General features: G+C 58.2%; 21 protein-coding genes. 13 read left to right on the top strand and 8 right to left on the bottom strand.

What is annotated here, in order from left to right; genetic code table 11:
• Positions 1–132 precede the first annotated feature (132 nt).
• From ACFSKT_RS01550 to ACFSKT_RS01610, 13 genes are all read left to right on the top strand, one after another.
• The gene (locus tag ACFSKT_RS01550; RefSeq protein WP_377720044.1) at positions 133–966 is read left to right on the top strand and encodes an SPL family radical SAM protein; all 834 of its coding nucleotides are present in this window, start codon (positions 133–135) and stop codon (positions 964–966) included.
• Positions 967–1238: 272 nt separating this feature from the next.
• Entirely contained in the window at positions 1239–2723 is a 1485-nt protein-coding gene (locus tag ACFSKT_RS01555; protein WP_377720045.1) for an ABC transporter substrate-binding protein, read from the top strand.
• 88 nt (positions 2724–2811) lie between these two features.
• Complete coding sequence (locus tag ACFSKT_RS01560; protein WP_377720046.1) at positions 2812–3702, top strand: carbohydrate ABC transporter permease; 891 nt, start codon at positions 2812–2814, stop codon at positions 3700–3702.
• A 22-nt stretch (positions 3703–3724) separates the two neighbouring features.
• Complete coding sequence (locus tag ACFSKT_RS01565; RefSeq protein ID WP_377720047.1) at positions 3725–4558, top strand: carbohydrate ABC transporter permease; 834 nt, start codon at positions 3725–3727, stop codon at positions 4556–4558.
• Between the two features lie 164 nt (positions 4559–4722).
• Complete coding sequence (locus ACFSKT_RS01570) at positions 4723–5424, top strand: DUF554 domain-containing protein (RefSeq protein ID WP_377720048.1); 702 nt, start codon at positions 4723–4725, stop codon at positions 5422–5424.
• Between the two features lie 37 nt (positions 5425–5461).
• Positions 5462–6226: an SDR family NAD(P)-dependent oxidoreductase gene (locus tag ACFSKT_RS01575; RefSeq protein WP_377720049.1), complete on the top strand. Its 765-nt coding sequence runs from the start codon at positions 5462–5464 to the stop codon at positions 6224–6226.
• Between the two features lie 548 nt (positions 6227–6774).
• Positions 6775–8253 carry an Lsa family ABC-F type ribosomal protection protein gene (locus tag ACFSKT_RS01580; protein WP_377720050.1) on the top strand — a complete coding sequence of 493 codons (1479 nt, stop codon included), beginning with the start codon at positions 6775–6777 and terminating at the stop codon, positions 8251–8253.
• A 65-nt stretch (positions 8254–8318) separates the two neighbouring features.
• A complete protein-coding gene (locus ACFSKT_RS01585; RefSeq protein WP_377720051.1) occupies positions 8319–8633 on the top strand; it encodes a hypothetical protein in 315 nt (104 codons plus the stop codon).
• Between the two features lie 158 nt (positions 8634–8791).
• Positions 8792–9049, top strand: a complete 258-nt coding sequence (locus tag ACFSKT_RS01590) for a hypothetical protein (protein ID WP_377720052.1) — start codon at positions 8792–8794, stop codon at positions 9047–9049.
• Positions 9050–9215: 166 nt separating this feature from the next.
• Positions 9216–9446, top strand: coding sequence for a hypothetical protein (locus ACFSKT_RS01595; protein WP_377720053.1), 231 nt, complete (start codon positions 9216–9218; stop codon positions 9444–9446).
• Between the two features lie 114 nt (positions 9447–9560).
• Positions 9561–9962: an Rrf2 family transcriptional regulator gene (locus ACFSKT_RS01600; RefSeq protein WP_377720054.1), complete on the top strand. Its 402-nt coding sequence runs from the start codon at positions 9561–9563 to the stop codon at positions 9960–9962.
• Between the two features lie 25 nt (positions 9963–9987).
• Positions 9988–11469, top strand: coding sequence for an aminoacyl-histidine dipeptidase (locus tag ACFSKT_RS01605; RefSeq protein ID WP_377720055.1), 1482 nt, complete (start codon positions 9988–9990; stop codon positions 11467–11469).
• A 302-nt stretch (positions 11470–11771) separates the two neighbouring features.
• Complete coding sequence (locus ACFSKT_RS01610) at positions 11772–12758, top strand: BtrH N-terminal domain-containing protein (protein ID WP_377720056.1); 987 nt, start codon at positions 11772–11774, stop codon at positions 12756–12758.
• A 162-nt stretch (positions 12759–12920) separates the two neighbouring features.
• On the opposite strand, the gene ACFSKT_RS01615 is transcribed toward ACFSKT_RS01610, so the two are convergent.
• The 8 genes from ACFSKT_RS01615 to ACFSKT_RS01650 are packed head-to-tail and all read right to left on the bottom strand — an operon-like array spanning position 12921 to position 20451.
• Positions 12921–13739, bottom strand: a complete 819-nt coding sequence (locus ACFSKT_RS01615; protein ID WP_377720057.1) for an ABC transporter permease — start codon at positions 13737–13739, stop codon at positions 12921–12923.
• Positions 13740–13741: 2 nt separating this feature from the next.
• Entirely contained in the window at positions 13742–14551 is an 810-nt protein-coding gene (locus tag ACFSKT_RS01620) for an ABC transporter permease (RefSeq protein WP_377720058.1), read from the bottom strand.
• Positions 14535–15533 carry an ABC transporter ATP-binding protein gene (locus ACFSKT_RS01625; protein WP_377720059.1) on the bottom strand — a complete coding sequence of 333 codons (999 nt, stop codon included), beginning with the start codon at positions 15531–15533 and terminating at the stop codon, positions 14535–14537. The genes ACFSKT_RS01620 and ACFSKT_RS01625 overlap by 17 nt, the downstream gene beginning before the upstream one ends.
• Positions 15530–16525 carry a Gfo/Idh/MocA family protein gene (locus ACFSKT_RS01630; RefSeq protein ID WP_377720060.1) on the bottom strand — a complete coding sequence of 332 codons (996 nt, stop codon included), beginning with the start codon at positions 16523–16525 and terminating at the stop codon, positions 15530–15532. The genes ACFSKT_RS01625 and ACFSKT_RS01630 overlap by 4 nt, the downstream gene beginning before the upstream one ends.
• A 25-nt stretch (positions 16526–16550) precedes the next feature.
• Positions 16551–17723, bottom strand: coding sequence for a radical SAM protein (locus ACFSKT_RS01635; protein ID WP_377720061.1), 1173 nt, complete (start codon positions 17721–17723; stop codon positions 16551–16553).
• The gene (locus ACFSKT_RS01640; RefSeq protein ID WP_377720062.1) at positions 17695–18804 is read right to left on the bottom strand and encodes a hypothetical protein; all 1110 of its coding nucleotides are present in this window, start codon (positions 18802–18804) and stop codon (positions 17695–17697) included. The genes ACFSKT_RS01635 and ACFSKT_RS01640 overlap by 29 nt, the downstream gene beginning before the upstream one ends.
• Positions 18805–18824: 20 nt before the next feature.
• Entirely contained in the window at positions 18825–20189 is a 1365-nt protein-coding gene (locus tag ACFSKT_RS01645) for an ATP-grasp domain-containing protein (RefSeq protein WP_377720063.1), read from the bottom strand.
• Positions 20182–20451 (bottom strand): acyl carrier protein, encoded by a 270-nt coding sequence (locus tag ACFSKT_RS01650; RefSeq protein WP_377720064.1) that lies wholly within the window; start codon positions 20449–20451, stop codon positions 20182–20184. The genes ACFSKT_RS01645 and ACFSKT_RS01650 overlap by 8 nt, the downstream gene beginning before the upstream one ends.
• Positions 20452–20487 lie beyond the last annotated feature (36 nt).

Below are 20487 nucleotides of genomic sequence, written 5' to 3' on the forward strand. Positions count from 1 at the left end.
GTTGACATGCGTTTCCGGAATGAGAAGCCGTCTTGTCAGGAATTAACGTAGTGTTAACTCCATATCACCAACATGGTATGATAAGATAAGGGGTACGAATGTTCGCATATTCGGCGAGAAGGGAGCGCATCGATGTCGATCGAGATCAAAGAAATCGTGTCCAAATCGATTCTGAGCGAGACGAGAGGGTATCTCGACGTGGGATTTACCCATTCGCTCAATCCGTACAGCGGCTGCGCCTTCTCCTGCGCGTATTGTTACGTCCGCGAGATGCCCATCCAGCGGTTCAAAGAGATTCCCTGGGGCGAGTGGGTGGACATCAAGACGAACGCCGCGGAGATCTACCGGAAAGAGGTGGGCAGCCTTCGCCGCCGCAACAAACCGGTCCGGCTGTTCATGTCCTCCGCGACCGACCCGTATCAGCCGATCGAACGGAAGACGCGGATCACGCGCGGCATTCTGGAGGCCATGCTGGATGCGCCGCCCGATTTGATTCAGCTGCAGACGCGAAGTCCGCTTGTCACCCGGGATATCGATTTGCTGGTGAAACTGAAGGAAGCGTGCAGCGTTCTCGTCTCGATGACGGTCGAGACCGACCGGGAAGACATGAAGCGGCTCTTCGCGCCATACGCGCCGGGCATTCAGCTGCGGCTGAACGCGCTGCGCGAGCTTCACGAAGCAGGAATTCCCACGCAAGCGGCCATATCGCCGGTGCTGCCGTTTACGCCTGAATTTCCGAAGCGCCTCGAAGGCATCGTGGACCGGATTTGGATCGACACGCTGAGCATCGGCGACGGCACGATGGGCAGACGTTCGAAGCGGCTCGGCATGCCGGAGCTGTTCGAAGCGAACGGGCTGTCGGACTGGTATGAACGGGATACCCACGAGCGCGTCGAGAAGTTTTTCAAGAAAAGCTTCCCCGCGGAGATGGTCCGCGTGTCGAAAGACGAGGCGTTCCCGATGTAGTCGTGGTTGTACGCATATTTAGAATAACGCGGCCGGGAAGCGCTTCGCTTCCGGCCGTTTTTTCATTTGCAGCCGAAGCCGTGATAGACAACGAAGTCTCGTAATTGGAGTATAATGGCGCGAAATCATAGTCCCTTGCTCGAATTTATCGCGAATAATGGCCGACAACGCTCAATATCTTTTAACATGCAACGATGAAAGCGCTTCAGAAGGCGTGTTTTTCGATGCACATATGTAAGTAACTGGTAGAAGAGAAAGAGGGAGGGCACGCAATGAAGAACGGTAAAAAACTGTGGTCGGCTGCAACCTCGCTTGTTTTGTGTACAACCCTGCTGTTCGCTTGTTCGAGCAACGGCGGCAACAACGGAGGAACGGGAGGAGAAGGCGGCAACTCGCCGAACGCGAACAACGCCGGAACAGGCGGCAGCGGTGGCAACGCGGGCGGGGAGAACGCGGGAGCTTCGAACGGCGGCGACGCGGGGGGCGACGCGGCGAAGAAGGTCATCACCATTACATATCGGGACGACGGCATCGGCGAGAAAGGCGTCCTGTTCCAATGGATCAAGGCGGTGTCGGAGAGCTATCCGGACAAGAGCGTGGAGATCAAGCCGACGCCGATTCAAGCATCGGAGGGCGATTATTTCGCCAAAATCGCGCTCGCGCTCAAGTCCAAGGACACGGCGCCGGACATCGTCACGGAAGATACGTTCATTCTGAACTCGGATGCGAGCGCGGGTTTCCTCGAGCCGCTCGACGACCGGCTGAAGGAGTGGGAGGACTGGACGAACGGCTCGTTCATCGAGGCGATGAAGAAAGGCGTGACCGCAAGCGACGGCAAAGTATACGGGGTGCCGTATAACACGGATTCGCGCGGTCTTTGGTACAACAAGAATCTGTTCAAGCAGGCGGGGCTGCCGGAGGATTGGAAGCCGAAAAATTGGGACGAGGTACTGGATGCCGCCCGCACGATCAAGGAGAAGCTGCCGGACGTCGTGCCGATCTGGATGAACATGGGCAAGGCGACGGGCGAGGCGACGTCGATGCAGACGTACGAAATGCTGCTGTACGGCACGGGCGAGCGTCTCTATGACGATGCGACCGGCAAATGGATCACGAAAAGCCAAGGCATCATCGACGCGCTGACGTTCGTCCAAACGGTCAATAAAGAAAAGCTCGGTCCGCCGCTGTCGAAGGTGCTGAACGGGCAAGCCGGCAATACGGCTTCCCGCGAATACCTGCCGAAAGGGAAGCTGGCGATCCAACTGGACGGCTCGTGGATTACCGGCAACTACCTGCCGACCGGCGCGGCGCCATGGCCGGAATACAAGGACGTGCTCGGCTTCGCGCCGATGCCGACGAGCAAAGGGCAGGCTCCGGGCTCCATCACGCTCGCGGGCGGCTGGGCGCTGTCCATTCCGGCCAACGCGAAGAACAAGGACGAAGCGTGGAATTTCATTAAGTACGCGCTGAACAAGGAAAATACGCAGAAGCTCGTCATCGCCGCCGGCAACATTACCGTCCGCGCCGACGTGGCGAAGGACCCGGGCTATACGGAAATGCCGTTCAACGGCATCGCGACCGAATACTTGCAGAATGCCGAGTTCCGTCCGGCGCAGGACAAATATCCGGAGGTCTCGACGCAAATTCAGACGATGGTCGAGTCCGTCGCGACGGGCACGTCGCCGGAGGCGGCCGCGAAGAAATACGCGCAGGACGTGACCCGCATCGTCGGCGAGGATCACATCGTGGAGAAGTAAGACGGCCGGCTTGCTTGACGCGCTGCCGCAAGCGGCGCTTCGAGCAAGCCTTCTTTTGATCATAAGCCCGGAAGGGAGGATGCGCGAGATGAGCAGTATAGCCGCCGCCGCGCCCGCGAAACGAAGGAACACGTGGACGTGGCTTTATTTTTTGCTTCCGTCGGTCGCGATCATGCTGGTGTTCTTCATCTATCCGATCTTGCTGACGGTGTTCTATTCGTTCACGAATTTGGCGCTCACCGGCGAAGCCGCCAAGGAGCTGAACTTCGTCGGCCTTGATAACTACGCGCGCATGTTCGAGGATCCCACGGTGCGCTCGAGCATTTGGAACACGCTCGTATTCCTGATCGGCTCGGCCGTCATCGGCCAGCAAGTATTGGGATTCCTGATCGCGCTGCTGATGAAGCATAAGAACCGGTGGTTTCGCCGGATTATCGGGACGATCGTGCTGGCGGGCTGGGTGACGCCGGAGATCGTCTGCGCCCTGTGCTTGTACAGCTTTTTCGGCGACGAGGGGACGCTCAACGCGATCTTGCAATCGTTCGGGTTCTCGACCGTCACGTGGCTGTATACGATACCGATGGTCACCGTCATTCTGGCGAACATCTGGCATGGCACCGCGTTCTCGATGCTCGTGTTCCAAGCCGCGCTGGACGACGTGCCGAGCGAGATCGAGGAGGCTGCGGTCGTGGACGGCGCGTCGAAGTGGCAGATCCTGACCCGCGTCACGATCCCGTACATCAAGGATACGATTACGACGAACATGATGCTCGTCACGCTGCAGACGCTCGGCGTCTTCGGGCTCATCTACGCGATGACCGGGGGCGGGCCGGGGACGTCGACGACGACGCTGCCGATCTTCATGTACAATCAGGCGTTCGTGAATTATCAGCTGGGCTACGGCACCGCGATCTCCTTGCTGCTCCTGCTGATCGGCGTCATCCTGAGCCTGTTCTACATTCGTTCCATGAAAGAGTAAACCGACAAGGAGAACGACCGTTATGAATGCGATCCAGCGAAAATGGGTTTTTCGAATATTGCCGTACGTCATCCTGGCGTTCATCGGCATCTGTTTCGTGCTCCCCTTGCTGTGGGTGCTCGTCGCCTCCGTCGATTCGAACGCGATGCAATCACTCAAGGCGCCGACCAAGCTGACGGCGGGCAATTACATCGACGTGCTCACGAATCCCGACAATCAGCGGGCCTTCCTGATCGGTCTGCTCATGTCCGGCGGCCAAGCTGTCATCGTCGTCCTCCTGGGACTGCTCGCGTCGTACCCGCTGTCGCGGTACCAGCTCCGGTTCAAGAAGCCGTTCATGCTGACGATCCTGTTCATGACGTCGCTGCCGATTACCGCGGTCATGGTGCCCGTCTATCAGCTGTTCCTGACGCTCAAGCTGTACAATAACATCTTCGGCGTCGTCCTGTTCTTCGTCGCGTCGGCGATGCCGTATGGCATCTGGATGCTCAAGAACTTCATGGACTCGGTGCCGTCCGAGCTGGAGGAGGCGGCTTGGATCGACGGCGCGTCGGTGTTCGTCGGCATCCGCAAGGTCGTCGCGCCGCTCATGATTCCCGGCATTTGCACGGTCGCGATCTTCACGTTCTCGGGCAGTTGGGGCAACTTCTTCGTCCCGTACATTCTGCTGCAATCGCCGGAGAATTTCCCCGCGTCGCTCAAAATCTATCAGTTCTTCGGCCAGTACGGCATGGCAGACTACGGCAAGCTGGCGGCGTTCTCCGTCATGTACGCGATTCCGTCGATCGTGCTGTACGTGTTGTCCCAGCGCTTCATGTCGAAAGGCTTCGGCCTGCAGGGCGGGACGAAAGGGTAGGCGAGCGGACCAGCAAATGAGAGCAACCAACCCCCAATTGCGATTGGGGGTTGGTGTCGTTCGGAGCCTATTAACCTGCTAACCGCAGGAGAGGATTTATTTATGCGCCGGTAACTTCTATAATGAGTAGGCAACCAACTAGATCAGAATGACAGGTGAAGGCATTGGTATTATTAGGCACTTTGGTTAACGGAGCGGCGATCATCGCGGGCACGCTGCTGGGCAGATTGCTGACGGGCATTCCGGAGAGCATGAAGAACACGGTCATGAACGCGATCGGCTTGGCGCTGCTCGTGCTCGGGGCGCAGATGGGCCTGAAGACGGACAACTTTCTCATCGTGCTGCTGAGCTTGGTCATCGGGGCGTTGGTCGGCGAAGCCATCAAGCTGGAGGACAAGTTCACGAATGCCGGCTTATGGCTCGAGAAGCGGATCGGTTCGCAGGAGCCGGGGGCGATCGCGCAAGGTTTTATCACGTCCAGTCTCGTGTTCGTCGTCGGGGCGATGGCGATTCTCGGCGCGCTGGACAGCGGGATGAAAGGGAATCACGACATTTTGTACGCCAAATCGATCATGGACGGATTCATCGCGATCGTGCTGACATCGACGCTCGGCATCGGCGTGCTGTTCTCGGCTATTCCGATTCTGCTGTATCAAGGCGCGATCGCGCTTTTCGCTACGCAGATTACGCGCTTCGTGCCGGATGCGATCATGGATGCCATGATTACGGAGCTGACGGCCGCGGGCGGCATTATGATTTTGGGCATCGGCTTGAACCTGCTCGGCATCACGCGCATTAAGGTCGCGAATCTGCTGCCCGGCCTCGTCGCCGCCGCGGCGATGAGCGCCGCTCTGCACGTATGGTAATGGTGCGATAACTCGATTCGGAGAGGGGAAACACGTTATGAAATTGGATTTGACCGGCAAAATCGCGTTGGTGACGGGGGCGAGCGGCGATCTCGGGCGCGTCATGGTCCGCACGCTCGCGTCCTGTGGCGCGGATGTTGTCATCCATTACAACAGCAACGCCGCGAAGGCCGAAGCGCTGAGGGCCGAGGTGGGCGCGATGGGACGCAGGGCGCTGATCGTACAGGCGGACATAACGGACCAAGCGTCGATCGAAGCGATGAAGACGGCCGTTGAGCAGCAGCTCGGCGTCGTCGATATCGTGGTTGCGAACGCGGTCATTCAGTATGCCTGGACGTCCGTGCTGGAGCAGCCGGCCGCAGATTACCAGGGACAATTCGATTCGTGCGTGATGCAGAGCGTCTATCTTGCGAAAGCCTTCGCGCCGGGCATGATCGCGCGCGGCCAAGGCGGCCGCTTCATCGGCATCAACACGGAGTGCGCCATCCAGAACTTTGCGAACCAATCCGCGTACGTGGCGGGCAAACGCGGGATGGACGGCGTCTACCGGGTGCTTGCGCGCGAGATCGGCGAGCACGGGATTACGGTGAACCAAGTGGCGCCAGGCTGGACGATCAGCGACCGGGACCGCGATAAGGGGACGGAGCGCAGCGAAAGCTACGAGAGCACCGTGCCGCTCAAGCGCCGCGGGACCGACCAGGAGATCGCCAATACGGTTGCTTTCCTCGCTTCGGATCTCGCCAGCTTTATTACGGGTGCTTACATCCCGGTGGCGGGCGGCAACGTTATGCCTGCGATCTAGCGGTATCATTAGCCGGGAACGGCGGGATGTCTCCGGTGGTCGAGTTCGGTTATAACGATATTTGCCGGGTTGAACTTCGGTGATCGGCTGTGTTAAGATGTGGGTACTTTTATGATTGGGGTTGAAGCGGAACATGAACAAGTAATCTTTCTTGCGACCGATAACAAGTGGATTTAACAAGGCCGGGCGATGCGAGCGTGGAATGTTACACGATCGCTGCCGGTAATTGCGAAGCGAATGCTGAATTAGCGTCTGATATACAAGCACGGATACGTTCGTTCGTATTCGGCAGCTTTGTGTTTCGCCGCCGCTCATCGCGCTTTGACACCTTGTTAGATTGTTATTGGCAAGAAAGTTACGCGTTCGTTCCGCTCGACCATCGGTATTCCTTATCCATGGCCCGCTTGTGAATGGGGTGGATTTCTCCGGAATGAAACGAGCCGCGCTGCGATGATCAGCGCCAGCCGTTTCGCCTTACCGTACGGATTAGAGCGGCGAGAAGCGTAACCTTCTTGCGGCTCTTTTTATTTTTCCAGGGGGGATTCCACATGTCATTGATTAACGTAAGCAACCTGTCCTTCGCGCACGAAGGCAGCTACGATCCTATATTCGAGAACGTCAGCTTCCAGATCGACACCGATTGGAAGCTCGGATTTACCGGAAGGAACGGCAGAGGGAAGACGACGTTTATGAACCTGCTGCTGGGTAAATATGAATATGACGGCGCGATTTCCGCGAACGTCGGCTTCGATTATTTCCCGTTCCCGGTCGCGAACAAGGAGCAGAATACCATTGACGTCGTCGCCGAGATTTATCCCGATTACGAGCATTGGGAGCTCCTGCGCGAGCTGTCGCTGCTGAAGGTGGACGATGACGTGCTGTATCGTCCGTTCGAATCGCTGTCTAACGGGGAGCAGACGAAGGTGCTGCTGGCGGCTTTATTCCTGAAGGAGAATCGTTTCCTGCTCATCGACGAGCCGACCAACCACCTCGACATGGAAGCGCGCGGGCTCGTCAGCGACTATCTCAAGTCCAAGCGCGGCTACATTCTCGTCTCGCATGACCGCGCGTTCCTCGATAACTGCGTCGATCACATCCTCTCCATCAACCGGACGAACATCGACATCCAGCGCGGCAGCTTCTCCGACTGGTGGGCGAACAAGGAGCGGCAGGACAACTACGAGCTGGCCGAGAACGACAAGCTGAAGAAGGATATCAGGCGGCTGTCGGAAGCGGCGAAACGCACGAGCACCTGGTCGGACGAAGTGGAGAAGACGAAGAACGGCACGCGCAATTCGGGCTCTAAGGTCGATAAGGGCTATATCGGCCACAAAGCCGCCAAAATGATGAAGCGCTCCAAATCGATCGAGAGTCGGCAGCATACGGCGATCGAGGAGAAGTCCAAACTGCTGAAAAACATCGAGCAGGCGGACAGCCTGAAGATCGCGCAGTTGAATTACCACAAGCAGCAGCTCGTCGAGCTGGATCGGGTGTCCATCGACTACGGCGGGCGAACGGTCTGCCGGGAGATCAGCTTCGTGATCGAGAAGGGCGACCGCATCGCGATGTCCGGCAAGAACGGGTCCGGCAAATCGAGTCTGATCAAGCTGATCTGCGGCGAACCGATCTCGCATGCCGGCACCTTCCGCGTCGGCAGCCAATTGAAAATCTCGTACGTGTCGCAGGATACGTCGCATCTTCATGGCGATCTGAAGGACTTTGCCCGGCAGCATGGGATTGACGAGAGCTTGTTCAAATCGATCTTGCGCAAGCTCGACTTCGCCCGCGTTCAATTCGAGAAGGATATCGCCTCCTTCAGCGGCGGGCAGAAGAAGAAGGTGCTCTTGGCGAAAAGCTTGTGCGAGCCCGCCCATCTGCATATTTGGGATGAACCGCTCAACTTCATCGACGTCATCTCCCGGATGCAGATCGAAGAGCTGCTGCTGGAGCACGAACCGACGATTCTGTTCGTCGAGCATGACCGGGAATTTTGCGAGAATATCGCGACGAAGATCGTGCGCTTGTAGGAGATCCGGCCGCGTCCCGGTTGCGGCCGCGTCTCCCACTACCTAACCGAAAGGGTGACCGCGTTATGAACATCCAACTTGTCCTGTTCCTCACTTCTTTGGGCGAAGAGGCGACTTCTCATCTTATGCTGAAGACGTTCACGTCCGACATCCGCCCCGTCCGGGGCGATCTGATCGACGATCCCGGCTTCGATCCTCGTTTCCATAACGGCTATGAAGTCGTGAAGGTGACGATCAGTTATGCGGCGGATGAATGCTGGGTCTCGCTGGCGCCGCTGGCGATCGAGGTACAAGAGATGCCGATGGCCGACTACAAGGCGAAGCTCGAGGCGAACGGTTGGCGGGAAGTGACGAAGGACGAGCTGCGGCAGGGCGGATGAGCGCGTTCCGGGGGCCGGCCGTCAGCTTCAGCCGCAGCGTCGGGCACGCGGGCGCCGATTGCGGCACGAACGCGAGCGTAAGAGACGATAACGCTTCATATATTATATAGAGCGGCGCATGGTAGGAGCGGAGCTCCCGTTCAAAGGAGGGACAACGGATGTTTATCCTCGCGATTCTGCTGATCTTGCTGGTGCTGTACGTGCTGTATACGAAGCGGGAGACGAACGAAGAGCTGCTTGGGCTTAAGCTGTTTGGCTACTATATTTTGGGCGCCTTCTCGTTCACGGTGAATTCTCTGGTGCTGCCGGTCGGTTTCGTGCTAAGTTTCTTCCTCCGGCCGAAAACGAACGCCGGCATCAAGCGCGGCGCCTCGATATTCGGATTAATCATGCTTATCCTGAATTGGATTCTGTGACGACGAACCAAGACATACATGTCGCGACCCTGCCTTTCGCATGAACCGCTTCGGCCGACGAAGCGGTTTTTCGCCGTTCTCGGGCAGGTTGGGTGGCGGCAACTCGGGCAACACTACGAAGGAAGGAATACCCATCACAACCTGTTTGGAAGATGGAGGTGGCATCATGGCGGTTCCATGGTTGGAGATCGGAAAATCACTGATCTGCGGCTTGGCGGTATACGCCGTTTATTTTGTGCTCATGCTCGCGGGAGCGGTAACCGGACGGGCGATCCCCGCGGTAGGCAAAGTGATGGATGCATTCAACCCGCGCGTCGAATCGCTCGTCGTGAATGTGTTGTTCGTCATCGTGTTCCTGGTGAGCGCGTATTATTTCGTCGTGCCCGAGCTTGATTGACAATTTTGCCGTTCCATGCGGGCGACTTGCGGCTCCGGCATGGGTTGACGGTGTCCGGCGATGCAAGCTATGATCGATGGACAACGTCTGATATCCCGAGGTGACATGCATACCATGAAATATTCGAAGGCGACGAATTACGCGCTGCATACGATGCTCTATCTTGCGGCCGCCGCACCGAATAAGCCCGTCGGCGTCCAGCAGCTGGCGGAACATCAAGACGTCTCCCCGACGTACCTGTCCAAAATTCTGACCAAGCTTGTCAAAGCCGGCATGATCGAATCGGCCTCCGGCGCGAACGGCGGCTATCGGCTGCGCCGAAACTGGGAGCAGATCTCGTTCCTCGATATTATCCATGCGATCGAAGGGACCGCGTCGTTGTTCGATTGCAGTCTCGATCACGGGCCCGAGTGCCTCGTTCAGCGCGTCGTGCTGGAGGCGGAAGCTAAGATGGAGGCGCATCTGCGCGGCCAGACGTTAGCCCAGCTCGTATCGGAACAGAAGATCGGTCGGTAAGGATCGGCCTGAGGAGGAATGACATATGAATGAACAACCCGTCTACACGGGCGACAGCCTAGTCCTGCGTCACTTCGAACGCTTGTCCGCGATTCCGCGCGGCTCCGGCAACGAGAAAGCGATCAGCGATTATGTCGCCGAATTCGCCCGGCAGCGTAATTGCGAGGTGCTGCAGGACGACCGCTATACGCTCATTATTCGCAAGCCGGCCGCGCCCGGGTACGAAGCGGCGCCGCCGGTCATTTTCCAAGGCCATCTCGATATGGTCTGCGAGAAGAATAAGGGCACGGAGCATGATTTCACGCATGATCCGATCCGATTCCGCCTGGATGGCGATCTGCTGTATGCGCAGGGCACGACGCTCGGCGGGGATAACGGCATTGCGGTCGCCACGGCAATGGCGATCATCGATACGCCGGACATGGCGCATCCGGAGCTTGAGATTCTGCTCACGACCGAGGAAGAGACGAACATGGGCGGTGCCTTCCATCTCGACCCATCGCCGCTTAAGGGCCGGATGATGATCAACTTCGACTCGGACCGCGAAGGCATCCTGTTCGTCAGCAGCGCCGGCGGCGTCAATACGTACCATGAGGTGCCGATCCGCTGGCGGGGGGGCGACCCGAACGAAGGCCAGCCGTACACGATCAGCGTCAAAGGACTGAAGGGCGGTCATTCCGGCGACGATATTATCCATGAGCGCGGCAACGCGAACAAGCTGCTCGGCCGAGTATTGGACGAATTGCGGCGCCAGACGAGCTTCGCGCTCGCGGGCGTGACCGGCGGGGCGAAGGTCAACGCGATTCCAAGGGAAGCGGAAGCGGCCCTTTATCTGGACGCCGACAACTTGCCGATCGCGGAAGCGGGAATCGCCGAGCTGAACGCGATTTTGCGGAGCGAGTTCGAGGCGAGCGACAGCGGCGTCTCGGTCGCGATCGCGCCGGGCATCGATGAATCGGCTCATCCGGCAGCGGCCGGACGCGTCTTCGCGGAGGAGACGAAGGCGGCCGTCATCCGGCTGCTGACGCTCATCCCGAGCGGGGTCTTAAGCATGGACAAAGCGATCCCGAATTTGGTTTGCACGTCGTCCAATCTCGGCGTCGTCGCGACCACCGAGGAGAAGGTCGTCATGCAGAGCTTGGCGCGCAGCTCGCTCCGGTCACAGACCTTCGACGTACTGCGGATCATGTCAACGCTGGCCGAGACGGCCGGATGCCAATTCCGCCAAGACGATTATTTCCCCGGATGGCCGTACCGCGCGGATTCGAAGCTTCGACCGGTCTGCGAGAAGGCGTACGAACGCCGCTACGGGCGTCCGCTCGAAATCAAGGCGGTTCATGCTGGACTTGAATGCGGCGTGCTCATCGAGAAAATGCCCGATCTCGACGCCGTCTCGTTCGGCCCGAATCTGTATGAGCTCCATACGCCGCAGGAGCATTTGTCCATTTCGTCCGTCGAGCGGACGTGGGAGTATTTGCAAGACGTGCTGCGCGAGCTCAAGTCGTAAAGGATGGGTTGAAGCACAAGCCTCCGTTTCCGAAAGGGAACGGAGGTTTTTTATTAGGAGGGGAGAAGGGAATGACGCCGACCCGACATCATTCGACAAAAACACCCTCTATCCATGGCGGTGGACGGCCTCTATAATTAGTCTGCCGCGCTTACAACGATTAACAGATTTGACTGAAATCGCATACGGAGCGTTCGCGATTCCAGACCTGGGCGCACGCATATTAAATACCGGCAGTGAAGCAAAGGAGGTGAGGCAGAGCAGGAATTAGGACGATACCAACGGCAAGGGAGAGGAAGCTGATGATGATACCGATCGTTCCGATTCGGGGGATCAGCACGACATGTTTTCAAGATTTGATCATATCGGTTGCGACTTATTGGGAGCGGGAATACGTCTATCTTTTCGCGGAATCGCTGAACGTCCGGTTCGAGCCGGAACCGGGACGGCTGCTGGGGGCAGCCATACACACGGAAAAACGCACGTCGTTGGATTGGTTATTCCGATTTACCGGAATGGAGCTGCGTCAGCGAAGCTGCGCGGATTCAAGCGAAGCCCTTGCGGTCGTTCGGTCGGAGCTCGCGGAAGGACGTCCCGTGGCCATCGAGTTCGATGCCTACTGGAATCCTTGGGGCAACAAGACCGCGTATCAACAAGTGCATGGCGAGCATATCTGTCTCGTTGTAGGCATCGAGGAGGAGGGTCAATCGCTTGTATGCATCGATCCGACCTTCAGCTCCGGGCAGGAACGACTGCCGTTCGATCATTTTCGGAATGGGAACCGCGGCGGGTTGATCACCGTAAGTCGGCATGACCCGGTCGAGCTCGAGCCGACCGAACTGATCGGCCGCATCGCATCGCGATATCTTGAGAACCGGAATGCCGAAGCTCTTCACGCGATAGCCGCCGCGATCCGGGATTCGGCCAGTCTGGCCGAGGAGTTCGAGCAGGTATTCGACTTCTGGGCAAGTCCGTTATTCCAGCGGCTGGATACGATTTATTATGCGCGGCATTATTTGTGCGAGACGACCGCTCTGCTGCTTCTGCGCTGTCCCGAGTCTTCGCTCAACCAGGCGATCGAACGAATATGGCGGATAAGCGAACAGCTGACGAAGGATTGGGACGTCGTGCAGAAGCTGCTGATCAAGCACTACGGCGTGCGCGCCGCGAAGAAGGAGGAGCGCGCGCTGCAGCAGCTTTCGCAGTGGATGAAAGCGAATGCCGTTCTGGAAGAGAAGTTGGAGGCGGCTTTCGAGACTTTGGCGGAGACGCCGCGCCCCGTTGGCTGAACAATTCCGTTCAGCCATCGCGAATAGGCGTTCGTCAGCAATGGAGCATCACGTCGACGACAGCCCGGCGAGACTTGGATTTCTATTCGTAGATTACAAAAAAAGGCGATCCTGCGCTTAGGATCGTCTTTTGTCTTTAATGCCGCTCATCGGAACGGACCGTTAACTGCTCGCGCTCGCATATTGTTTCACGGCGCGCGTCCACAGAAACCGGTTGAGCGCCAGGAAGAGGATCGGCGCTGCGATGCCCCATGCGATATAGGCGGGTTTTAACTGGCCAAGTACGAAGAGCGGAGAGAAATTGGTGATCAGGAAGATCGGCAGGACGAACACGCCGATCCGCCGCACCCACGTATGATAGATGCCCATCGGCATATTGTTGAAGTCCCACAGCGCGTGGGAAATCTCCGTCAACGCGCGCGTGCTGACGAATTTGAACGCCAGCAGCTCGGGAAGCAGGAAGAGGGCGTAGGTCAGCGCAACCGCGCCGACCATATAGCCGGCGAAGCTTGCCAAGCTGCCGATATCGAACGGGATGCCCATTCGATGCCAGCCAATGCCGACCATGACGGCGCCTCCCAGCAGGTTCGGCAGCGGCATGCCGATATCCACATGCCGCAGCGTCGTAATAAATTGCAGCGACACGGGCTTGGTCATGAGAATATCCAGCGAGCCGGTACGGATATGCTGGGACAGATTCATGAAATTGGTCATGAACAAGCCGACGAACAAACCCGTCATCATCGTATACGTGCCGACGAACATGAGAATCGAATCCGGCTTCAAGCCGTTGATCGTCACGCCCGTCCGGTAGACGACGAGCACGTAGAGCAATTTCGCGAGCAAATAGCCGCATTCCACCACGATGCCGGTCACGAAGTTGGCGCGAAATTCCAACTGCGCGATGAGGCCGTTCTTGATGAACAGGCCGTAGATGTTCAGGTGTTTGCGCAGTTCGCGCCGCCATTCCGATCGATGCATGTTCATCCTCCCACCGCCGAATACGACTTCATGCCCCGCCGCCACAGCAAGTTCGCGATGACCGTCAGCACCGCGATCCAAACGAGCTGCAGCGCCAGCCCCTCCATTATGCCCGCAAAGCCGAGCCGCCCGTTCATGACGTCGACGGGGAAATTGATCGTGTAGGCGAACGGGAGCCAATCAAGCACTCTGCCGACGACCGGTCCGAGAATATCGGTCGGGAAAATGCCGCCGCTCACGACGATGATCACGATGCGCGCCGCTTCGAACAGATGATACACGTCCGTCAGCCAGAACGACACGGTGCCGATGCAGAAGAAAATGAGAAAGTTCAGCGCAAGCGCGAATACGACGGCAAGCGCGAAGAGCGCGATGTTGGACGGTCTGATCAAGAGACCGACGTAGAATTGCAAGGTGGCCAGCGCAACGGCGATCAGCAGTCCGGAGATGAGGAAGAACATGAGCTTGCTCCCGAAGAAGCAGGCGGCCCGGTAGAAGAAATAGCCGATCGGCTTGACGATGAACTTGTTCAGCCCGCCGTTCTTGATATCGTCCAGCACGTCGTATTCGAAGCCCGTGCCGATCAACTTGGTGACGACCGCGGCGAGAATGGTGTACGTGATCATCTGACTGTATGTATAGCCGTAGACGACGCCTTCCTGCGAGCTCTCGTAGATCGCCGTCCACAGGAAGTATTGGATCACGACCGGGAAGACGGCGCTGACCAAGCTCAGCATGAAGTCGAGCCGGTATTCGAGCGAATTCTGGAAGCCCATCTGGAACGATTTCGCATACTTAGCCCACGCGTTCATGCTCGGTCCCGCCTTTGCGATATAAGCGCGCGATGCCTTCTTCGATCGGAATATCCTCGATATTCAAGTCGAGCACCGGCAGCTGCTCCAGAATTTTGGCGGTGGATGCCTTCAGCAGCTCCCGCTCCACTTCGATTGTCGCTTGCACGATCTCGTATTCCTTGACGATGCCGAAGCGGGCAAGCTGCTCGCGGCCGACGGGTTCCTCGAATTTCAGCTTCAGCAGCTTCTTCTCGTTCACGATCTCGTTCACGCTGCGCAGCTCGCCGTCGTACACGAGGCGTCCGTTGTTAATGATGATCGATCGCTTGCACAAGTCTTCGATGTCGTTCATGTAGTGGCTCGTCAAAATGACGGTCATGTTCGTTTCCAGGTTGTAATACTTCAGGAAATCGCGGATCTTCTTCTGCGACATGAAGTCGAGTCCGATCGTCGGCTCGTCGAGGAATACGACCTTCGGCCGGTGCAGCAGCGACGCGATCAGCTCCATCTTCATCCGTTCGCCGAGCGACAGCTTGCGTACCTGCACGCCGAGCAGCTCCTTGACGTCGAGCAGCTCGGTTAATTCGTCGAGCGTGCGGCGGTAGGCCTGCTCGTCGATTTCGTACATATATCGGTTCAGCAGGAACGACTCGTTCGCGGGCAGGTCCCACCACAGCTGGTTTTTTTGTCCCATCACGATGGAGAACTGCATTTTCAGCCGCTTGCTTCGCTCCCAAGGCACGTGGCCGAGGACGGAAGCCGACCCGGAGGACGGATGCAGAATGCCGGCGAGCATCTTCAGCGTCGTCGTCTTGCCGGCGCCGTTCGGACCGAGGAACCCGACCATCTCGCCTTCCTCGATCGCGAACGAGATGCCTTTGACCGCGTCTTTCTCAAGGCGCTCGCGGCGAAACAGGTTGCGGAGCGAATGCTTCAATCCTGCCTCTTTGGTGTAGTAGGGGTAAGATTTCGATAGTTGATCGACTTGGATGGCAATCATAGAGCCTCCTTGGCGGCAGCGGATTGGTAGATCGCCTCGAATAGGCGGGTTCGCTCTTGCACTTGCGCGTCGGGTACGCCCGGCCTGCGGCCGGCGATCACGTCGGCGAAGAACGTCAGTTGGTTCTCGTAATAATTCTGCGGCTCGAATTCGATCTTGCCGATGCGCGTATCGTCGTATCCAAGAATATCGAGCGTGATCTTGAAACGGCCGAGCCGCGCGCGGAAGAAATCCTTCACGCGAATTCGCGCTTGCTCCAGCTCGATCCAATGCGTAGCTTGATACGGCTCGTCGAACGACGCATGGAACGAGGCGGCCGCTCCGCTCGGCAGCGAGAGGGAGGCGTCGAAACGCCAGTCGCTGCCATGGGGACCAGCGAAATCCGACCGGCCTTCGTACGTGACCGGCGCGAGACCGGCGACGGCTTGCACGAATTGCAGCCAATATGGCCCTTCGTCACGGAAGACGCCTCCGCCTAGCTCCGGATAGAAGCGATAGTTGTCGGCATGGCGCATGGGGTGGGAGATATGCGTCTTCAGCGCGATCAGTCGGCCATATTCGCCGGAGTCGATCAGCTCCTTGGCGCGCCGCTGCCACGGATGATGCTGGACCATGATCGCTTCGTGGCAGAGAACCCCGTTGTCGCGGCAGGCTTGCTGAATGTCCGCCAGCTCGCGCGCGGTGAGGCAGATCGGCTTCTCGATCAACAGATGCTTGCCGGCTTGCGCGACGCGCACGGCCCATTCCTTGTGCGCATGATTGGCAAGGGCGATATAGACGAGGTCGATATCCGCATCCCGCAGCAGGTCGTCATAGCTTGCGTGCGCGCGGGGGATGCCATGTTCGGCGGCATAATCGCGGGCTCTGGATGAATCCCGGCCCGCGACGGCCGCCACGCGCATATGTTCGAGTTCTTGTACGGGCCGGAGAATGGATGCCTGCGCGATATGCGAGCATCCGAGCAGCCCGATCGATAGCATTCGGCTCTTCATCGTGGCGGTTTAAGCTCCTTCTTCGTTATCGGCCGTTCAAATACAGCAGGACGCATTTGGAGCAGACGGGCATCAAGCCGCAGCTGAGCTTCTCGCGAACATCCTGGAAGCCTTCATTATGCCAGACCTCCTGGACGCTGCTCGCCGACAGATTGCCGACGGCGAATTCGGGAAACAGCTTGCACGTGCTGACCTCGCCGCTCGGCATGACATCCATGCGCGTGGAGATGGCCAGACACTGCGTTCGGTTTTGCGCGGGCTTCTCCTTACCAAGCACGAAATCGCGCACCTCGTGCGTCTCCAGCGCCGGCTGGTAGCGAGGACGGATCTTCCACGCCCGGGCGTTGATCCGCTTCATCTCCTCGATCAGCGGGTCGATCATGGAAGGCGAGATGTTGTATTTGAACGAATGCCAGCTTGCTTTATGGCTGCTGATGCGGTTGGACAGCCACTGAAAGTTCTCGTGCACGTACGTATCCATGCGGTCCGACACGTCGTCCGGCAAATACCATGGGAAAGTGAAGTAGACCGAATCGACGCCGAGCTCTTCGAAAAATTCGAGGAAATCGTACAGCTTCGGCACCATCGCGTCGCTGATCGTCAAGTGAATGGATACTTTGCCCTTGTAAATGCCTTTGCGCTGCAAATCGAGCAGCAGATGGGTCGCATGCATGACCTTCTTGAACGTACCTCTGCCGCGAATGGCATCGTTCTCCTGCTCGAACCCTTCCAGGCTGAGCAGCATCGCCAAGTTCGACGAAATCTTCAGGATGGAATCCATCTTCTCTTCCGTCTGAATCGCATTCGTGCAGCACGTCGTCCAACGTGGATCCTGCTCGAGGAGATCGCATACCTGGTCGAATTTGCTGTAATAGAGCGGCTCACCGCCCCATAAGAACACTTTGGATTTGACCGGCCGCGTCTCGATCAGAATCTTCTCGACCAGCTCGATGTCGACTTCGCGCTTCTTCTCGGCGCGTTCCATATCGTGGTGGAAGCCGTCGGCGTTCCATTCGAAACAGTGCTTGCAGCGCAGGTTGCAGCCATTATTCAGCTTGATGCCGATCTCCTCGGGAATCGCGGTCGCGAACGTTCGGTTCATCTCCCGCTGGCGGCTGGCGACCGACATGTTCTTCACCGTGCGCTTGATCCTTTCGAATGATTCGCGGTCAAACCGGACTTCTGTCTTCGGCTGCATGATAATTCCTCCCCAAATCGTGCAATGTATTTCGCTCCCGTGCTAAGTTCGCATGCAACTCCTCTAGAATAGCGGTGGAAAATCCGGATCGGCGCCAATCGTCGTAGGCGATGCCGAAGCCGTGCCGAATCCATAAATCGGCATTCTTTTGCTCGTGCGGACCGAACGGTTCGAGGAACACGATCGGCGTGGCGGCGGAGAGCGAATCGACGAGCGTCGATCCGCCCGGCTTGCTGATGATCGCCAAATCGCGGCGGGCGACGTCGAAGAGCAAAGGGTAGCGAGCGTCGTTCAAGAAGCGGGGCAGCTTGCCGGCCTCGATCTCCGCGAACGGCGGAAAGATGTACTCGCCGCGTTCGTCCGGCCGCCAAGGCGACCAGTCGGGATCGACGAGGAAAAAGCGCTCGCCTTCTTGGCCGTTCTCCGCTTCTTCGGGGTAGTAAGTCACGATATCAAGCGAAACTCCCGCCTCGCGAAGCTCGGGGATTTTGGCTTGATACGTGCCCATGCCCCAGCCTCCGCCGTGAATGAGACAGCTGCGCCGACGTGAGGCGAACGGAACCGGCTCGTCGTCGGTGACATTGATTCGGTTCAGCAATCGTCCGCTATCGGCATGGAACAGCCAGATGTTGCTGCTCCGCTCGCACAGGTCCAGGTAGTTCTGGAAGGAGGGCGAATAGTCGGAGTCGATATGGATAATATCGACCTGTACGTCGGCGAGGCCGTACACGTCCTTGTACTGCTCGACGATCGGAAGCCAGAAGCCGGAGAACACCATGAACGTCCGGCGCTTGCCGGCATGCCATCGTGCGAGCAAGGCATCCACCGCCAGTGCGTCCAGACTGCTGCGGAAATCGGTCGCGAGCGCGAGCTTCTGTCCCTTCAGAGCGAACTTGAAGCTGTTATGGAACTCGCGTTTGGTGGAGCCGATCTTGCCGCGTTTCGCATCCTCGAGGTAGTTCTCCAGCACTTCGACCTCGGTGTGAAGACCGCGTTGCCTAAGCTGGTAATTTAATTGGATCGCCGGTATATACACGCCAAGCGCGACGCCCGAGCAGAGCAGGGTAATCGTGTTGGACACAAGACCGCCTCCCATGCGGGTCAATTGTAGATCGCGAAGCGCCGCGCCAGCAGATGTTCGCGGAACCGCGCCAGCAGGCGCGCACGCTCCTCATGATCGCGGGCGGCGACGGACACGTAGCATCGGCCCTTGAACAATCGGCCCGTCGATTCCGGCTCAGCCTCGCCCACGATTCTCGAAGCGAGGCTGAGCGCATTGGCCGATATCGGAAGAATGCCGCATTCGCGACCCGGCATGAACAGCAGCGCCGCCTCGTCCAGTTCCGCCAGCCATCCCGCGTAATCGAGCTCGCGCTCGTAACCGACGGACAGGAAGGTCAAGCCGCCTTGCAGCCCCATCGCCGCCAAATGACGGTCAAGCGCCGCGTTTATGAATCCCATCGATTGCCGCGCGTTCACTTCGACGATCGGCACGAGCTCGCCGCTCGCCAGCAGCATCGAATCGATGCACACGCTGCCGTAATAGCCATCCTTGGATAGTTCGCGTCCGGTGCGTTCCATGAGATCGAAATAACCGATCGATTCCATACGATCGAGGAAAGCCCGATCGGCCGTGACCGATCCGAGATAAGCGAGCCCGTCGTTGCGCATGAGCTGCACGGAGACGAGCGTCCATTCGCCGTCCGCGCCGATTGCGAATTGGCAGGAGAAATCCTGCTCTTTCTGCAAGAACGGTTCCAGCAGCAAGCAGGTGACGCGCCCTTGCCGCTCTTGGCTGCTCACGTGCTTGACGACGCGCCGCAGCAGCGGAGCGGTCGTGATCAGCATGTTGCCTTTGCCGGATACGCCGTACGGATCTTTGATCAAGAACGGTCCGTTGTCCAGCATTCGTTCGCCAATGCTCGCGAGCTGCTCGGCGCCGTATGCGACGGTACCCGGCGTCTGGAGGCCCAGCCGCTCGTAGAGCGCATTGGAATAGATCTTGGAATTGACATGACGAACAATCTCGTAGTCCGGCATCGCCGTCCTCAGCCCATGGCGTTGCGCGAACCGGTCGCAATGGGGAATAACCGCATAGGCGCTCAGGTCCGAGCCGTTCGCCAGCAGGCGCTCGACGACGGGAGCTGCTTCTTCGGTCAACGCTAGTTCGAATAGATTAGGCGATGCGTCCCCGCGGTATACGTTGGGCGCGAGCGGCGCATGATTCGTCTCGAAGCGAAAACCAAGCCGCCGCAAGTAGTCGTGCTGCGCCTCGTGGAAGCCGAAGCGCGTCAGCAGCGTGCCGCCCTCGCCGCAGAGCGGGAAGAGCAGTTCGTCCATGGCGCTCGCGATGAAGGCGCGTTCCTTGTCCGGCACGAACGGCAGCTGGCTCGCGTTCGGATCGCGCCAGAATCCTTCGGCGTCGAACGTTCCTGCGGCAACCGTCGCGCAGGGGCCGTCATACATGTTCCTTCATCCGTCCGGCGATATAGTCGCTCAGCTTGGCGATCGAGGCGAGGTGGTCGAAATCGAATGTCTCGAAATCGATTTCCAGCGAGAACGCATCTTCCAGGCTGAGAATAAAGGTGATCATTTGCAGCGAATCGAGTCCGATGTCGTTGACAATGTCGGTGGATGGCGTCATCGCAGCGGCCAAATCGGGGTTTTTGCGCACCTCGGCAAGTACCCGCTTAATGGTTTCGATCGTATCCGTCTTCATTTCGTTCATCGCGATCACTCCTAGCGTCGATCATTGGATAATAAG

The organism is Paenibacillus xanthanilyticus (assembly GCF_042682185.1).
In the GTDB taxonomy this organism is placed as follows: Bacteria; Bacillota; Bacilli; order Paenibacillales; family Paenibacillaceae; genus Paenibacillus_Z; species Paenibacillus_Z xanthanilyticus.

What these genes read in the sequence shown, in the direction of transcription:
- ACFSKT_RS01550 (WP_377720044.1), top strand. Translation starts at nt 133, where the DNA reads ATGTCGATCGAGATCAAAGAAATCGTGTCCAAATCGATTCTGAGCGAG.
- ACFSKT_RS01555 (WP_377720045.1), top strand. Translation starts at nt 1,239, where the DNA reads ATGAAGAACGGTAAAAAACTGTGGTCGGCTGCAACCTCGCTTGTTTTG.
- ACFSKT_RS01560 (WP_377720046.1), top strand. Translation starts at nt 2,812, where the DNA reads ATGAGCAGTATAGCCGCCGCCGCGCCCGCGAAACGAAGGAACACGTGG.
- ACFSKT_RS01565 (WP_377720047.1), top strand. Translation starts at nt 3,725, where the DNA reads ATGAATGCGATCCAGCGAAAATGGGTTTTTCGAATATTGCCGTACGTC.
- ACFSKT_RS01575 (WP_377720049.1), top strand. Translation starts at nt 5,462, where the DNA reads ATGAAATTGGATTTGACCGGCAAAATCGCGTTGGTGACGGGGGCGAGC.
- ACFSKT_RS01580 (WP_377720050.1), top strand. Translation starts at nt 6,775, where the DNA reads ATGTCATTGATTAACGTAAGCAACCTGTCCTTCGCGCACGAAGGCAGC.
- ACFSKT_RS01585 (WP_377720051.1), top strand. Translation starts at nt 8,319, where the DNA reads ATGAACATCCAACTTGTCCTGTTCCTCACTTCTTTGGGCGAAGAGGCG.
- ACFSKT_RS01590 (WP_377720052.1), top strand. Translation starts at nt 8,792, where the DNA reads ATGTTTATCCTCGCGATTCTGCTGATCTTGCTGGTGCTGTACGTGCTG.
- ACFSKT_RS01595 (WP_377720053.1), top strand. Translation starts at nt 9,216, where the DNA reads ATGGCGGTTCCATGGTTGGAGATCGGAAAATCACTGATCTGCGGCTTG.
- ACFSKT_RS01600 (WP_377720054.1), top strand. Translation starts at nt 9,561, where the DNA reads ATGAAATATTCGAAGGCGACGAATTACGCGCTGCATACGATGCTCTAT.
- ACFSKT_RS01605 (WP_377720055.1), top strand. Translation starts at nt 9,988, where the DNA reads ATGAATGAACAACCCGTCTACACGGGCGACAGCCTAGTCCTGCGTCAC.
- ACFSKT_RS01610 (WP_377720056.1), top strand. Translation starts at nt 11,772, where the DNA reads ATGATGATACCGATCGTTCCGATTCGGGGGATCAGCACGACATGTTTT.
- ACFSKT_RS01615 (WP_377720057.1), bottom strand. Translation starts at nt 13,739, where the DNA reads ATGCATCGATCGGAATGGCGGCGCGAACTGCGCAAACACCTGAACATC.
- ACFSKT_RS01620 (WP_377720058.1), bottom strand. Translation starts at nt 14,551, where the DNA reads ATGAACGCGTGGGCTAAGTATGCGAAATCGTTCCAGATGGGCTTCCAG.
- ACFSKT_RS01625 (WP_377720059.1), bottom strand. Translation starts at nt 15,533, where the DNA reads ATGATTGCCATCCAAGTCGATCAACTATCGAAATCTTACCCCTACTAC.
- ACFSKT_RS01630 (WP_377720060.1), bottom strand. Translation starts at nt 16,525, where the DNA reads ATGAAGAGCCGAATGCTATCGATCGGGCTGCTCGGATGCTCGCATATC.
- ACFSKT_RS01635 (WP_377720061.1), bottom strand. Translation starts at nt 17,723, where the DNA reads ATGCAGCCGAAGACAGAAGTCCGGTTTGACCGCGAATCATTCGAAAGG.
- ACFSKT_RS01645 (WP_377720063.1), bottom strand. Translation starts at nt 20,189, where the DNA reads ATGTATGACGGCCCCTGCGCGACGGTTGCCGCAGGAACGTTCGACGCC.
- ACFSKT_RS01650 (WP_377720064.1), bottom strand. Translation starts at nt 20,451, where the DNA reads ATGAACGAAATGAAGACGGATACGATCGAAACCATTAAGCGGGTACTT.